Consider the following 13677-nt stretch of genomic DNA (forward strand, 5'->3'; position numbering starts at 1 on the left):
CACACACTCGCCCCCACCCCGCACCGCTCCACCGGGACCGACGCGCCACGCATACACTCCGCGCCGGTAGCCGACCGATCAGGTCGGCGCTCTCCCCCGGCCGGCCGCTCGACGCGACGCCGCCGGGCCCGAGCGGTCCGAAACGTGGCGGCCAGACCGCGAGGATGTGGCGTTGCTGGCGTCCCGTGGCAGAGATGGCCCTTCGTCACCACGCGCGCAAGCGACCGCCGAGGCCGCGCGCCAGGCAAAACGGGCCGAGCGGGCGAACCGAAGTGTGTGCGTCGCGCGCAGGTCCCCACGACCACGACCTCGTCGGACCGAAGTGTGTGCGTCGCGCGTAGGTGCGCTCCGCGCCCGTGAGCACTTTCCGGGCCGATGACACCGGAAAGTGCTCACGGGCCGACGGCACCTAGGCCTCGGCCAGCTCCTCCAGGGGCGGGCAGGAGCAGACCAGGTGGCGGTCACCGTGCGCCGAGTCGATCCGGCGCACCGGGACCCAGATCTTGTCCGGGCGGCCGGCAGCGGGGAACGCCGCCTCCTCGCGGGTGTACGCGTGGTCCCACTCGGCCGCGGTCACCGCGCGGGCCGTGAACGGGGCGTGCACCAGCGGGTTGTCGTCGGCCGGCCACTCCCCCGCCTCGACCTTGGCCGCCTCCGCGCGGATGGCGATCATCGCCTCGCAGAAGCGGTCGATCTCGGCGAGGTCCTCGGACTCCGTCGGCTCGACCATGAGCGTGCCCGCCACCGGGAACGACATCGTCGGGGCGTGGAAGCCGTAGTCGGCGAGCCGCTTGGCGACGTCGTCCACGGTGATCCCCGAGGACTTCGTCATCGGCCGCAGGTCGAGGATGCACTCGTGGGCGACGAACCCGCCGGGCCCGGTGTAGAGCACCGGGAACGACGACCGGAGTCGGGCCGCGACGTAGTTCGCGGCGGCGACCGCGGTGAGCGTCGCACGACGCAGCCCGTCGACGCCCATGAGCCGGACGTACGCCCAGGAGATCGGCAGGATCGACGCCGACCCCCACGGCGCCCCCGCGACCGGGCCGACCCCGGTCTCCGGGCCGGCCGAGGGCTGGGCCGGGTGGTTGGGCAGGAACGGCGCGAGGTGCTCGACGACGCCGATCGGCCCGACGCCGGGCCCGCCGCCGCCGTGCGGGATGCAGAAGGTCTTGTGCAGGTTCAGGTGGCTGACGTCGGCACCGAAGCGCCCGGGCCGGGCGAGCCCGACGAGCGCGTTGAGGTTGGCGCCGTCGACGTAGACCTGGCCCCCGGCGTCGTGGACGGCCCGGCAGACCTTGCGCACGTGCGGCTCGTACACCCCGTGCGTCGAGGGGTACGTGATCATGATGGCGGACAGCGCGTCGCCGACCTCGGCGATGACGCGGTCCAGGTCCTCACCGTCGACGTCGCCGCGCTCGGTCGTCTTCACGACCTTCACCCGCATCCCCGCGGAGATCGCCGACGCGGCGTTGGTGCCGTGGGCCGAGGACGGGATGATGCAGACCTCGCGCTCGGTGTCGCCCCGCGAGTGGTGGTAGGCGCGGATGGCGAGCAGGCCCGCGAGCTCACCCTGGGAGCCGGCGTTGGGCTGCAACGAGACCGCGTGGTAGCCGGTCAGGTGGACCAGCCACGCCTCGAGGTCGCGGATGACCTGCAGCATCCCGGGCGCGTCGGACTCCGGCGCGAACGGGTGCAGCTCCGCGAAGCCGGGGTACGTGATCGGCTCCATCTCGGCGGTGGCGTTGAGCTTCATCGTGCAGGACCCCAGCGGGATCATGCTGCGGTCCAGCGCGACGTCCTTGTCGGAGAGGGTCCGCAGGTAGCGCAGCAGACCGGTCTCGCTGCGGTGGCGGTGGAAGACCGGGTTGGTCAGGTAGGCCGACGAGCGCTCCAGGGCGGCCGGGACGGCGTCCTCGGTCGCGGCGTCCAGGTCGGGGATGCCCGGGTCGTCGACGCCGAAGGCCCGCCACACCGCCGCGAGGTGCTCGCGGCCGGTGACCTCCGAGCAGGAGACGCCGACGTGGTCGCCGTCGACCTCCCGGACGAGCAGGCCCTCGTCGCGACAGCGGGCGCTCGCGTCCGCGGCGCCCCCGGGCACGTGGACCAGCACGGTGTCGAAGAACTCGCGGTGGACGACCTGCACCCCGCCCTTGATGAGCCCGGCGGCGAGCACCGTGGCCATCCGGTGGGTCCGGCGCGCGATGGCGGCGAGCCCGGACGGGCCGTGGTACACGGCGTACATCGAGGCGATGACGGCGAGCAGGACCTGCGCGGTGCAGATGTTGCTCGTGGCCTTGTCGCGGCGGATGTGCTGCTCACGGGTCTGCAGGGCCAGCCGGTGGGCCTGGTTCCCGTCGGCGTCGACCGAGGTCCCGACCAGGCGGCCGGGCAGCTGGCGCGCGAGCGGCTGACGGACCGCGAGGAACCCGGCGTGGGGGCCGCCGAACCCGAGCGGCACCCCGAAGCGCTGCGTGGACCCGACGGCGACGTCCGCGCCCTGTTCGCCGGGCGGGGTGACCATGGTGGCGGCGAGGAGGTCGCACGCCACGACGACCTGGGCGCCGCGCTCGTGGGCCGCCGCGATGACCGCGGTGTGGTCGCGCAGCGCGCCGGAGGCGCCGGGGGCGGCGAGCAGCATGCCGAAGAAGTCCTCGTCGGGCAGCGCCGCCCGCGGGTCGACCAGCTGCAGTCGCAGGCCCAGCGACTCCACGCGGGTGCGGAGCACGGCGATCGTCTGCGGGAGGGTGTCCTCGTCGACCAGGAACAGATCGGTCTTGGCCTTGCTCACGCGGCGCAGCAGCATCATGCCCTCGACGGCCGCGGTGGACTCGTCGAGCATGGACGCGCCCGCGACGTCGAGGCCGGTGAGGTCGCAGACGACCGTCTGGAAGTTCAGCAGCGCCTCGAGCCGGCCCTGGGAGATCTCGGGCTGGTACGGCGTGTAGGCGGTGTACCAGGCCGGGTCCTCGAGGACGTTGCGGCGGATCACCGGCGGGGTGACGGTGCCGTGATACCCCAGGCCGAGCATCGGCGTGAGCACGGTGTTCGACGCGGCGAGCGCCCGCATCTCGGCGAGGACCTGCTCCTCGGTCGCCGCGGGCGGCGGCGCGCTGTCGACGCTGTCGCCGTGACGCTCGGCGTCCCAGTCGGCCGGGTCGGACCGGATCGACGTGGGCATCGCCCGATCGGCGAGCTCCTCGAGGGATCCGACGCCGATCTCGGAGAGCATCCGAGCCAGCTCCGCCGCGTCCGGGCCGATGTGGCGCTCGGTGAACGGCGTGCCGTGCTCGAGCGCGGCGAGTGAATGGCGGTCAAGAGAGCTCACGCGGGGCCTCCCGGTGGCTGCCGGGCGGACCGGGGTGCCGGCCGCGACCGGACTCGGTCAGGGTCACTCCGACGCGTGCCTCGACGGACGCGCCGGGTCCCTCCCCCTCTGCCGCTGCCCGCCACCTGCGCGAGCGCCTGAGAGCTTCACCGGTCCTCAACCCCGACTGCTCGGGCCGGCTTGCACCATCGGCGGGTGATCTTGCGATCACCACTTTCCAGAGGTCGTCTCATCCATGCGGTACTCGATGCCTGAGAGATTCCGGGGAGGAGTTGCTCCTTCGGCGCCTGCGTCCAGAGGCTTCTGACTGCAGGTCTCTCCCGCGTGGAGTCGTTGACCGACCCTGGACATCTTACCGGGGTGATCTCCGGGTGTCAGCCCCGTGAGAGGGCCACGTCACCTCAACCCGCCGTACGGGTCCCGCGGTTGCGCCGCGAGGCGAGCTCGTCCTCGGGCGACTGGTCGACGATCGAGGCCCCCGCCCCGGCCCGCTCGGCCGGGAAGTGCGCGATGGAACCGGACAGCTCGCGCATCGCCCCGCCGACGGCGATGCCGAAGACGCCCTGGCCGCCCTGGAGCAGGTCGACGACCTCCTCGGGCGAGGTGCACTCGTAGACCGTGACGCCGTCCGAGAACAGCGTGATCTTCGCGAGGTCCCGCACGCCGTGTCGTCGCAACTGCTCGACCGCGGAGCGGATGTTGTTCAGCGAGACCCCGGTGTCGAGGAGGTTCTTGACCACCTTGAGCACCGCGAGGTCCTTGAACGAGTAGAGCCGCTGGGACCCGGACCCGGTGGCCGTACGGATGCTGGGCACCACCAGCTTGGTGCGCGCCCAGTAGTCGAGCTGTCGGTAGGTGATCCCCACGATCTGGCAGGCCGCGGGACCGCGGTAGCCGAGGACCTCGTCGTTGGGGCTCTCCCCGAACAGCTCGTCCGGGAACAGCGAGCCCTGCTCGCCCGCGGGCCCGAGCGGCTGGAGCGCCGCGGCACCCGGGGCAGGCGCCGACGGGCCCGGTACCGATGCGCCCTGCGCCGACGGCGCTGGGGCAGACGCGTCCCGTGCGCCGGACGTCCCCCCGGCCCCGGGCCGCTCTCCGGCTCCCGCCACACCTGCCTCCTCGACGCCCGATCCTGCCCGTGTCGGGCCCTGGTCAGACGACCGTACGAGGGGCATCCACAGGGGTCAACGCGACGCGCGGCCAACTCTGTACCTGAACTTCAGGGTGAGACGAACGGCGTGTCACCAGGGGACGCGCCGACCGCCCTCGGGGCGGGCCGATCAGGTCCCCGCGAAGTCCTCGGGCGAGACGGTGTCGAGGAACTCGCGGAACTTCTCGACCTCGTCCTCCTGCTCGTCCGGGATGATCAGCCCGGCCTCGGAGAGCACACCCTCCTCGGCGTGGATCGGCACGCCGACCCGCAGGGCGAGCGCGACCGAGTCGCTCGGACGGGCGGAGACACGGACGTCGCCGTCGAAGACGAGCTCCGCGTAGAACGTGCCCTCCTGCAGGTCGGTGATCCGGACCTGCTCGAGCCGCCGGTCGAGAGCCCCGAGGACATCCTTGAGGAGGTCGTGCGTCAGCGGCCGTGCCGGCTTGACGCCCTGCTGCTCGAGGGCGATCGCGGTGGCCTCGACCGACCCGATCCAGATCGGCAGGTAGCGGTCACCGTCGGACTCCCGCAGTAGGAGGATCGGCTGGTTCGCGGGCAGTTCGACCCGTACCCCCACGACACGCATCTCGCTCATGCGTCGCCTCCCTGTTCCCACGTGGCGCGTGATCGCACCGTCGGATCCCGGTCGAGCGAAGGTCGCGCCCGGCGCTCCGCGAACTGTGCTGGGGCGGCCCCGTCGACTCGGGGAACGCTACACGCTCGGAGGGGTTCAGGGGCGGTGACGCGAGCCGGGCGGGGGGCCCGCTCGGTCAGCGGCGCAGGCCGTGCCGCAGCCCCGAGCCGACCAGCAGCGCGTGCAGTCGACCCGAGAGGCTCGCGAGCTCCCCGGACAGCTCGCGGGCATGCCGGGACGCCTCCGGGGCCCGCCCGCGCGCCACCGGGGTGACCAGCTGGGTGAGCAGACCGACCTCGCGGTCGGCCCCCGCGCGCAGCCCGCGCAGCAGGCGGGGCTCGACGCCGAGCGCGGCCAGCGACGCGGCCGTCCGGGCGATCACCGGGGCCTCCGGCTCGTAGCGCCCGGTGACGTCGGGACGGAGGATTCCGTGGTGCTCGAGCGAGGTCAGCAGCGCCTCGTCGACGCCGTCCTCGGCGAGCACGGTGTCGCGGTCCACGCCCTCGACGGCGTCCGGACCGGCGCCGGCGTCCGCGGGGATCGCGCGGTCCGGGTCGTCGTCGACGGGGTCCCCCGTGGGGCCGACCGCCATGAGACCGCCGCGGGGCCGCATCGCCCGTGGGTCGGGGGCCCGGCCGAACCGGCGCCCGTCACCGCCGTCCGAGCCACCCCCGCCGGAGCCGCCGCCCGGGCCACCCGGACCGCCGCCACCGGGACCGCCGGTCTCGGGTGTGGCGATCTCGGTCCCGGTGAGGACCCCGGCCGGGCTCACCGTGTCGGTCGAGGCGGTGAGCACCGGGCCGTCCGCGGTGGGCGCGCGGTCGAAGTCCTCCAGCTTGGCGCGGATGACCTTGAGAGGCAGGTAGTGGTCCCGTTGGGCCGAGAGCACGAACCGCAGCCGGAGGATGTCCGGGTGCGAGAACTGCCGGTAGCCGGACGGCGTGCGCGCCGGCGAGATGAGGCCCTCGGACTCGAGGAACCGAATCTTGGAGATCGTGATCTCGGGAAAGTCCTCGCGCAGCGCGTCGAGGACCGACCCGATGGACAGCGCACCGCCGTCCTGGTCGCCGTGGGGCAGACCGGACATGGACCCCGCCGCTCCGCGCGCCCCGGCGGCCGTCATCGATTCCCCGTCGCTTCGCTCGCCCCGCTCACGAGAACTCCGGTCCGGCCCCCTGGCCGGTCGAGCCGGCGTCGCGCGGCCCGGTGAGGAAGACCAGGCGGAACTTGCCGATCTGCACCTCGTCGCCGTTGGCGAGCACCGCGGTGTCCACCGGCTCCCGGTTGACGTAGGTGCCGTTGAGGCTGCCGACGTCGACGACGACGAACTCCGCGCCGTCCCGTCGGAACTCCGCGTGCCGCCGGGAGACGGTCACGTCGTCGAGGAAGATGTCGCTGTCGGGGTGCCGACCTGCGCTGGTGGTGTCGCGGTCGAGCAGGAAGCGGGATCCTGCGTTCGGGCCGCGCTTGACCACCAGCAGCGCGGACCCCGAGGGCAGCGCGTCGACGCCGGAGACGCCACCGCCTCCACGGGTGTCCGCATCGGACTCGGCGAGGAAGTCGGCCCGGAAGACCGACGTCGTCTCACCCTGACGCTCGGGGGGGACCGGACCGCCTGTGCTCACCGTGCTCCTCCGTCGATGCTCGCTGCTGCCACTGCCGTTCGGGGCCTCACCGGGCAGAGCCCGGGGTGAGTCCCACGTCCCGTGATACGGCCTCCTCGGGGCGCCGCGACGAGGTGGTGGTCACGGTACCGTGCGTCACCACCGCCCCGTGGGTCGGTCCCGCCTCGCGGCTCCCGCGCAGGCCGGGCCCCTGGTCGGCAGCCCGTGACCGACTCGGTCACCGACCGTCGACCGTTGTCCACCGGGAGTCACTCCCCGTCGATGATCGCCTGATACGCCGACGCGTCGAGCAGCTCGGAGAGCGCGCCCGGGTCGGACGGACGCATCTCGAACATCCAGCCCGCGCCGTACGGGTCGGAGTTCAGCTGCTCCGGGGTGTCGCCGAGGGCCTCGTTGATCGCCGTGATGTCGCCCGCCAGCGGCGCGTAGATCTCCGAGACCGACTTGGTGGACTCCACCTCGGCGATCGAGTCGCCGGCGGAGACCGTGTCGCCGACGGTCGGGAGCTGCACGAACACGACGTCGCCGAGCTGGTCCTGGGCGTAGTCGGTGATCCCGACACGCACCGTCCCCTCGTCCTCCGCCGGGGCGACCCACTCGTGCTCGGCGGTGTACTGCAGACCCTCGGGGACCACGCTCGACTCCCTCGTGCTCGGTGTTGACGGAGATCGTCAACGGCGGCGGCGAGCGTAGAGGGACCCGTTGACCGGGGCAATCGGCACCCTCAGGCGGGGGCGGGGGCCGTCCGTGGAGGTGTCCGGACCAGTTGGACGACGTAGAGCGCCCCGGAGTAGAGGTGCAGCGCGATGCCCCAGACCGTGAACGCGAGCGCGAACGGCCGGGTCGCCTCGGCGCCGGGCCAGTCCATCTGCGCGAGCAGCAGCAGCGGGAAGGCGTAGAGCAGGCACAGCGTGGCCGCCTTGCCGAGGTAGAGCACCGGGAACGCCAGGTAGCCCTTGCGGCGCAGCAGCGGCAGCGCCGCGGACACCACGACGTCCCGCCCGACGATGAGCGCCACCACCCACCACGGCACGATGTCGCGCACGACGAAGGCCACGAGGGCCGCCAGGGTGTACATCCGGTCGGCGAGCGGGTCCAGGGCCTCGCCCAGGCGGCTGTACTGGTCGAGCCAGCGGGCGAACTTGCCGTCGAGATAGTCGGTGATCCCGGAGATCACCAGCACGATCAGCGCCCACCCGTCCGCGCGCGGCCCGAGCAGCAGCCACAGGAACAGCGGCACGCCCGCCAGCCGGATCACCGACAGCAGGTTGGGCACCGTCAGCCACCGCTCGGCGGCGATCTCGCGGATCGTCACGGCGGGCAGTCTGGCGCAGACCGGCTCAGCGCGCGGTCCAGCCCATGTCCATCGTCACCGGCGCGCCCGTGAAGGTGCGGCCGGCGGGCGTGGTGAGGAAGGTGACGACGTCGGCGACGTCACTGGGCTCGATCAGTCGCTTGCGGGCGTGCGGGGTGAGGATCACGTCCTCGAGCACCCGGTCCTCGCTGATGCCGTGCGCCTTCGCCTGATCGGCGATCTGCTTCTCCACCAGCGGCGTGCGCACGTAGCCGGGGCAGACGGCGGCGGCGGTGATCCCGTCCGTGGCGCCCTCGAGCGCGAGCGTCTTCACCAGGCCCAGCACGCCGTGCTTCGCCGAGACGTACCCGGCCTTGTACGGGCTCGCGGCCAGCGCGTGCGCCGAGGCGATCGGGATGAACCGCCCGCCCTCCGGGGCCACGCGCAGCGCCTCCCAGGAGTACTTCGCGAGCAGGAACGGGCTGGTCAGCAGGATGGCCAGCAGCGCGTCCCAGCGGTCCTCGGGGAACTCCTCGATCGGCGAGACGTGCTGGAACCCGGCGTTGGGCACCACGAGGTCGATCCGGCCGAAGCGCTCGAGCGCGGCGTCGACGGCGGCGCGATTGCCCTCGCGGGTCGTGAGGTCGGCGCCGAGCCCCTCCGCACCCTTCAGGTCCGGTTCCTCGAGGTCCACGCCGAGCACCTGCCAGCCGTCGGCGACGAGCCGGTCGACGACGGCGCGGCCGATGCCGCTGGCGGATCCGGTGACGATGGCAGCGCGTTCACTCACGTCCACCGACGATAGGGCCTCCGGGCCCGCCCATCACCGCAGACGCAGCCTCGTCCCGTCGAACGGCACCAGCTCCCCCACCACCGGCGCGCCCGGGATCTCGCCGACCAGCAGCAGCCCGCCCGAGGTCTGGGCGTCCGCGAGCAGGAGCCGGTCGTCGTCCCCGACCGACCCGGCGTCCGTCTCCGGCGCGACCCAGTCGAGGTTGCGCCGCGTCCCGCCGGAGACGTACCCCTCGCGGACCGCCTCGCGCGCGCCGTCGAGGTAGGGCACCGCGGCACTGTCGATCACCGCGGTCACCCCCGAGGCCCGCGCCAGCTTGAAGGCGTGGCCGAGCAGCCCGAACCCCGTGACGTCGGTGCCCGCGACGATCCCGGCCGCGACGGCCGCCGTCGAGGCCTCGGCGTTGAGGGCCGTCATGGTCTCGACGGCGTGTGCGAACACCTCGCCGGTCTGCTTGTGCCGGTTGTTGAGGACGCCGAGGCCGAGCGGCTTGGTGAGCGAGAGCGGCAGGCCCGCGCGTCCGGCGTCGTTGCGGATCAGGCCGGCCGGATCCGCGGTCCCGGTGACGGCCATGCCGTACTTGGGCTCGGGGTCGTCGACGGAGTGCCCGCCCGCGACGTGGCAGCCCGCGAGGTCGGCGACGGCGAGCCCGCCGCGCAGGACCTCGGCGGCCATCTCGTAGGGCAGCACGTCGCGTGGCCAGCAGAGCAGGTTGAGGGCGACGACGGGCCGCCCGCCCATGGCGTAGACGTCGGAGAGGGCGTTCGCCGCCGCGATGCGGCCCCAGTCGTACGGGTCGTCGACGACCGGGGTGAAGAAGTCCGTCGTGGCGATGAGCGCGAGGCCGTCGCGGATCGTCACCACCGCCGCGTCGTCACCGTCCTCGAGCCCGACGACGAGCTCACCCGTCCGCTCGGCCGACGGTGAGGGCTGCAGCCCACGCACCACCGACTCCAGCTCGCCCGGCGGGATCTTGCAGGCACACCCCCCGCCGTGCGCGTATCCGGTGAGACGCAGGGAGGTCGCGGTGCCCATGGGCTCCATCGTGCCGCGCCGAGGGGCACCCCGGCACGTCGCGCCCTACAGGCGGTGCAGCCCGCGCAGGACGCGGTCCATCACGGCGCTGTCCGGACCGGGCCCCGCGCTGAGCCCGTCGACCGTCGGGTGGACCGTCAGCGTGCCCTCGTCGGCCATGTCGCCGATGAGGATGCGGGCGACGCCGAGGGGCACCCGCATCAGCGCGGCGACCTCGGCCACCGAGCGCGGGCCGTCGCACAGATCGCCGATCGCCCGGTGCTCCGGGTCCTCGAGCGGCGGACGCGGCGACGGGATCGACACCAGGGTCTCGACCCGGAGGTCCGCCCGCGCGCGGGTGCGGCCGCGGGTCCGCACGTACGGCCGCACGGAGACGCGGGACTCGATCCCCTCCATGCGGTCGCGCAGCTCGGCGAGGTGCAGCGGGGCCGTGGGCGCGTCGTCCCCCGGCGGGACGGTGATCTCGCCGCGGCGGGCGACCGGAGCCGCCTGGCGCGGGACGACGGCGTCCTCGGCCGCCTGGCGCTCGGCGTCGCGGCGGCCGCGACGGGCGCGGGTGTCGAACCGGGCGCCGGTCCGGCCGAGGTAGGAATCGGCCTCGGTGCTCCCGCCCGCGGGGACCGGAGCCGCCTCCGGAGCGGGCGGCGGGTCGGCGTCGGACGCGGGCCCGGCGTCGGGGAAGGTCGGAAACCGTGCCCCCGTGCGGCCGACACCCTGACGACGGCGCAGGCGGGGGCGGCGCCCGGCCTCACTGCTCTCGTCCGTCACGCCGAGTGCCCGCTTCCCGTGCTCCGTGTGATGACCCGTCGCCGAGACACGAACGGATCACGTCACGGTACGGACCTGAGGCTGCTCTGAGTAACCCTGCGTTGACCGTGTCACGCGCCGATGCGCAACGCTAGGCCGGACGGGCGACGGTGTTGGTGCCGACGGAGGACCACCGAACGGCACCGACACCGAGGGCTCACGTCCTCGGCCGTTCCGGTGACCCGGGGTGGCTCACGCCACGCTCCGGACCCGGAGAGCGCTAGGCTACAGGTGGCCCTGCCTCTGACCTCTCGGTAGGGCTCATCTCGGCGGAGCCCGGGGTCGTCGTCGTTCCACCCGGTCCGCCGGGACGTCGTCCCCGGGCTTCGTTGCACATGCTCACAAGATCCGCGATCAGTCGGCGGCCACCCGTGCGCGGTCTCCCCCGAACGCCACGACGTCGCCCTGGGTGAGCTGGCAGCCACGGCGCGTCTCCGCCCGACCGTTCACCGTCACCTCGCCCGCGGCCACGACGTCCTTCGCGTCGGCCCCGTGCTCCACCAGGCCGGACAGCTTCAGGAACTGGCCGAGCCGGATCGTGCCGGCCACCTCGACGTCCCGGACCGGTGTGCGCTCACCCACCGGCGCAGTCTCCCAGCCGGGTCTGCTCGGATGTCGGGTGTGCCCCCGGCCCCCGTGCTGCTCGTCCTCGCCGGCGTCGCGGCAGGGCTCTCGGGATCGATGGCGGGCCTCGCGTCGCTGTTCTCCTACCCCGCGCTGCTGGCCGTCGGGCTCCCACCGACGGTCGCGAACCAGACGAACACCATCGCCCTCGCGACGTCGAGCGTCGGCGCGATCGTCAGCTCCCGGCCCGAGCTGCGCGGCCAGCGCGCGCGGGTCCTGCGGCTGCTCCCGCTCACCGTGCTCGGCGGTGTGATCGGCGGGGCGCTCGTGCTCGTGACGCCCTCGGACACCTTCGCTCTGATCGTCCCGTTCCTCGTGGCCGGCGCCTCGCTGGTACTGCTGCGTCCGCCGCGTCCCGCGCAGGGCGACGACCCGGCCGCCCCGACGGCGCCCGCCGACGGCAGGCCGGGAGCCGCGACAGTGCTGGGCGCGATCGCGATCGGCGTCTACTCCGGGTACTTCGGCGCCGCCGCCGGAGTACTGATGCTGGCTCTGCTCTCGCGGTTGCTGGCGGACACCCTGGTGCGGGTCAACGCCGTCAAGAACGTGCTGCTCGGCGCCTCGAACGCCGTCGCCGCCATCGGGTTCGTCGTGTTCGGCGACGTGGTGTGGAGCGCCGCGCTCCCGCTGGCGGCCGGGCTGCTCGTCGGGAACTACACCGGGCCCGTGATCGCGCGGCGGCTCCCGCCCGCCGTGCTGCGGGTCGGCATCGCCGTCGCCGGGCTGGGGCTCGCGGTGGTGCTGTTCGTCGACGCCGTGCGCTGAGCCGACGGTCGTCAGGACCCCGAGAGCTGGCGCTTCACCTCGGTCGAGATCCGCTTGCCGTCCGCGCGCGAGCCGACCTGCGGCTGCACGACCTTCATCACCTGCCCCATCTGGCGGGGGCCCTGGGCGCCGGTCTCGGTGATGGCGGCGGACACCAGGGCGGTGAGCTCGTCGTCGGAGAGCGGCTGCGGCAGGTATTCGGCGAGGACCTGCTCCTCGGCGCGCTCCCGCTCGGCGAGCTCGGCACGCCCGGCACCGTCGAACGCCTCGGCCGACTCGCGGCGCTTCTTGGTCTCGCGGGTGAGCACGCCCATGACGTCGTCGTCGGAGAGGTCGTGGTGGGCGTCGCCCGAGGTCTCGGCGGTCGTCACGGCGGTCAGCGCCATCCGCAGGGTCGCGACCCGCACCTGGTCACGGGCCTTCATCGCGGTCGTGAGGTCGCTGCGCAGCCTGTCCTTAAGCACGCTCCCAGCGTAGTCCGGGCGGTCCACCCCGTCAGGTGAGTGCCCGCACCACCGGCATCGGCATGAAGCGCAGCGCCGGGCCGAGCAGCGACCACGGCCAGCGGGGGACATAGGCGTGCGCGGGGCGGCGCTCGATCGCCTCGACGAGGGCGCGGACGCCGGTGGGCCCGTCGACCGCGAACGGCATCGTCATGCCCTCGTTGAGATCGGTGCGGATGAAGCCGGGGGCGATCGTCGTGACGTTGATGGGAGTGCCTACGACGTCGGAACGGATGCCCTCGGCGAGCGTCGAGAGTCCGGCCTTCGTCGCCGAGTACACCGTCTGGGCGCCGCGCAGCCCCCGGTCGGCGGCCACCGAGGAGATCACGACGAGGTGCCCCGACCCCTGCTCCCGGAAGGTCTCCATCGCGGCCTCGCACTGGGCGATCGCCGCGACGAAGTTCGTGCGCGCCGTCGCCAGGTTGGCGTCCGGTTTCCCGCTGCCGACCGGACGGCCGCCCCCGATCCCGGCGTTCACCACGACGCGGTCGAGCCCGCCGAGCTCCTCGCGCATCCGGGAGAACACCGCCCCGACGGCGTCGTCGTCGGTGACGTCGAGGGCGGCCGTCAGGACCTGGGACGCGCCCGGCCGGGCGGTCAGCTCGGCGGCGAGGGCGTCGAGGCGGTCGGTGCGGCGGGCGGCGAGGGCGACGTCGTGGCCGCGGGCGGCGAACGCGCGTGCCATCCCCTCGCCCAGTCCCGAGCTCGCTCCCGTGATCAGTGTGCGCACCCGGTCATCAGATCACCGATGGACCGGCGGATCTCCGGCGGGACGTCGGGGTCAGCGGCGGCACGTCCGGTCACCGGTGGGCCAGGACGTTCACCACGACCCCGCCCGGGGTGCGCACGAAGAAGCGCCGCACGCCCCACCGCTCGTCGGTCGGCGGGTGCTCCACGCGCAGCCCGGCGGTGACGGCCCGGGCGTGCAGCGCGTCCACGGTGTCCGGGCTCTCGACCTCCACCGAGACCGCCGCGTCGACCGGCGCCGTGGCGTCCCGGGAGACCAGCTGGACCTGGACGGGCATGGTCACCCCGACCGCGCGGTGGTTGACGACCCAGCCCTGGTCCATCGCGGTCTCGAGCCCCAGCAGGTCGGTCCAGAAGGGGGTGTCGGCC

General features: G+C 73.6%; 15 protein-coding genes and 1 riboswitch. Of the genes, 1 reads left to right on the top strand and 14 read right to left on the bottom strand.

Features of this window, described 5'->3' with window-relative positions; genetic code table 11:
- Positions 1 to 409: 409 nt before the first annotated feature.
- From gcvP to VGI02_RS28585, 11 genes are all read right to left on the bottom strand, one after another.
- On the bottom strand, positions 410 to 3328 hold the full coding sequence (gene gcvP, locus VGI02_RS28535; protein WP_331633393.1) for an aminomethyl-transferring glycine dehydrogenase: 2919 nt from the start codon (positions 3326 to 3328) through the stop codon (positions 410 to 412).
- Between the two features lie 228 nt (positions 3329 to 3556).
- A riboswitch (glycine riboswitch) is annotated at positions 3557 to 3661 on the bottom strand.
- A gap of 68 nt (positions 3662 to 3729) precedes the next feature.
- Positions 3730 to 4272 carry a MerR family transcriptional regulator gene (locus VGI02_RS28540; RefSeq protein WP_331633421.1) on the bottom strand — a complete coding sequence of 181 codons (543 nt, stop codon included), beginning with the start codon at positions 4270 to 4272 and terminating at the stop codon, positions 3730 to 3732.
- A 336-nt stretch (positions 4273 to 4608) separates the two neighbouring features.
- Positions 4609 to 5076: a bifunctional nuclease family protein gene (locus VGI02_RS28545; RefSeq protein WP_230735369.1), complete on the bottom strand. Its 468-nt coding sequence runs from the start codon at positions 5074 to 5076 to the stop codon at positions 4609 to 4611.
- A gap of 175 nt (positions 5077 to 5251) precedes the next feature.
- The gene (locus tag VGI02_RS28550) at positions 5252 to 6202 is read right to left on the bottom strand and encodes a MerR family transcriptional regulator (RefSeq protein WP_331633395.1); all 951 of its coding nucleotides are present in this window, start codon (positions 6200 to 6202) and stop codon (positions 5252 to 5254) included.
- 64 nt (positions 6203 to 6266) lie between these two features.
- Positions 6267 to 6740 carry a glycogen accumulation regulator GarA gene (gene garA, locus VGI02_RS28555; RefSeq protein WP_331633397.1) on the bottom strand — a complete coding sequence of 158 codons (474 nt, stop codon included), beginning with the start codon at positions 6738 to 6740 and terminating at the stop codon, positions 6267 to 6269.
- 248 nt (positions 6741 to 6988) lie between these two features.
- The gene (gene gcvH / locus VGI02_RS28560) at positions 6989 to 7375 is read right to left on the bottom strand and encodes a glycine cleavage system protein GcvH (protein ID WP_331633400.1); all 387 of its coding nucleotides are present in this window, start codon (positions 7373 to 7375) and stop codon (positions 6989 to 6991) included.
- An 89-nt stretch (positions 7376 to 7464) separates the two neighbouring features.
- Positions 7465 to 8055, bottom strand: a complete 591-nt coding sequence (clsA, locus tag VGI02_RS28565; protein WP_331633402.1) for a cardiolipin synthase ClsA — start codon at positions 8053 to 8055, stop codon at positions 7465 to 7467.
- A gap of 25 nt (positions 8056 to 8080) precedes the next feature.
- Positions 8081 to 8824, bottom strand: a complete 744-nt coding sequence (locus VGI02_RS28570; protein ID WP_331633404.1) for an SDR family oxidoreductase — start codon at positions 8822 to 8824, stop codon at positions 8081 to 8083.
- Positions 8825 to 8857: 33 nt separating this feature from the next.
- On the bottom strand, positions 8858 to 9862 hold the full coding sequence (gene selD, locus VGI02_RS28575) for a selenide, water dikinase SelD (RefSeq protein WP_414638397.1): 1005 nt from the start codon (positions 9860 to 9862) through the stop codon (positions 8858 to 8860).
- A 45-nt stretch (positions 9863 to 9907) separates the two neighbouring features.
- Entirely contained in the window at positions 9908 to 10630 is a 723-nt protein-coding gene (locus VGI02_RS28580) for a DUF742 domain-containing protein (RefSeq protein ID WP_331633408.1), read from the bottom strand.
- Between the two features lie 393 nt (positions 10631 to 11023).
- Complete coding sequence (locus tag VGI02_RS28585; protein WP_331633410.1) at positions 11024 to 11251, bottom strand: RNA-binding S4 domain-containing protein; 228 nt, start codon at positions 11249 to 11251, stop codon at positions 11024 to 11026.
- Between the two features lie 39 nt (positions 11252 to 11290).
- Here VGI02_RS28585 and VGI02_RS28590 point away from each other — a divergent pair, with 39 nt between their 5' ends.
- Positions 11291 to 12058: a sulfite exporter TauE/SafE family protein gene (locus VGI02_RS28590; RefSeq protein WP_414638398.1), complete on the top strand. Its 768-nt coding sequence runs from the start codon at positions 11291 to 11293 to the stop codon at positions 12056 to 12058.
- 11 nt (positions 12059 to 12069) lie between these two features.
- Here the strand turns inward: VGI02_RS28590 and VGI02_RS28595 are convergent, their stop codons facing one another.
- The 3 genes from VGI02_RS28595 to VGI02_RS28605 all read right to left on the bottom strand — a co-directional run.
- The gene (locus tag VGI02_RS28595; RefSeq protein WP_331633414.1) at positions 12070 to 12522 is read right to left on the bottom strand and encodes a GatB/YqeY domain-containing protein; all 453 of its coding nucleotides are present in this window, start codon (positions 12520 to 12522) and stop codon (positions 12070 to 12072) included.
- Positions 12523 to 12553: 31 nt separating this feature from the next.
- The gene (locus VGI02_RS28600) at positions 12554 to 13291 is read right to left on the bottom strand and encodes an SDR family oxidoreductase (RefSeq protein ID WP_331633417.1); all 738 of its coding nucleotides are present in this window, start codon (positions 13289 to 13291) and stop codon (positions 12554 to 12556) included.
- Positions 13292 to 13361: 70 nt separating this feature from the next.
- Positions 13362 to 13677, bottom strand: a 316-nt coding sequence (locus VGI02_RS28605) for a VOC family protein (protein ID WP_331633419.1), incomplete at its 5' end; no start/stop codon positions are given.

It is taken from the genome of Actinomycetospora sp. (assembly GCF_036497245.1).
In the GTDB taxonomy this organism is placed as follows: domain Bacteria; phylum Actinomycetota; class Actinomycetes; order Mycobacteriales; family Pseudonocardiaceae; genus Actinomycetospora.

Coding starts and splice junctions, on each gene's coding strand:
- VGI02_RS28545 (WP_230735369.1), bottom strand. CDS start 5,076: ATGAGCGAGATGCGTGTCGTGGGGGTACGGGTCGAACTGCCCGCGAAC.
- VGI02_RS28550 (WP_331633395.1), bottom strand. CDS start 6,202: ATGTCCGGTCTGCCCCACGGCGACCAGGACGGCGGTGCGCTGTCCATC.
- selD (WP_414638397.1), bottom strand. CDS start 9,862: ATGGGCACCGCGACCTCCCTGCGTCTCACCGGATACGCGCACGGCGGG.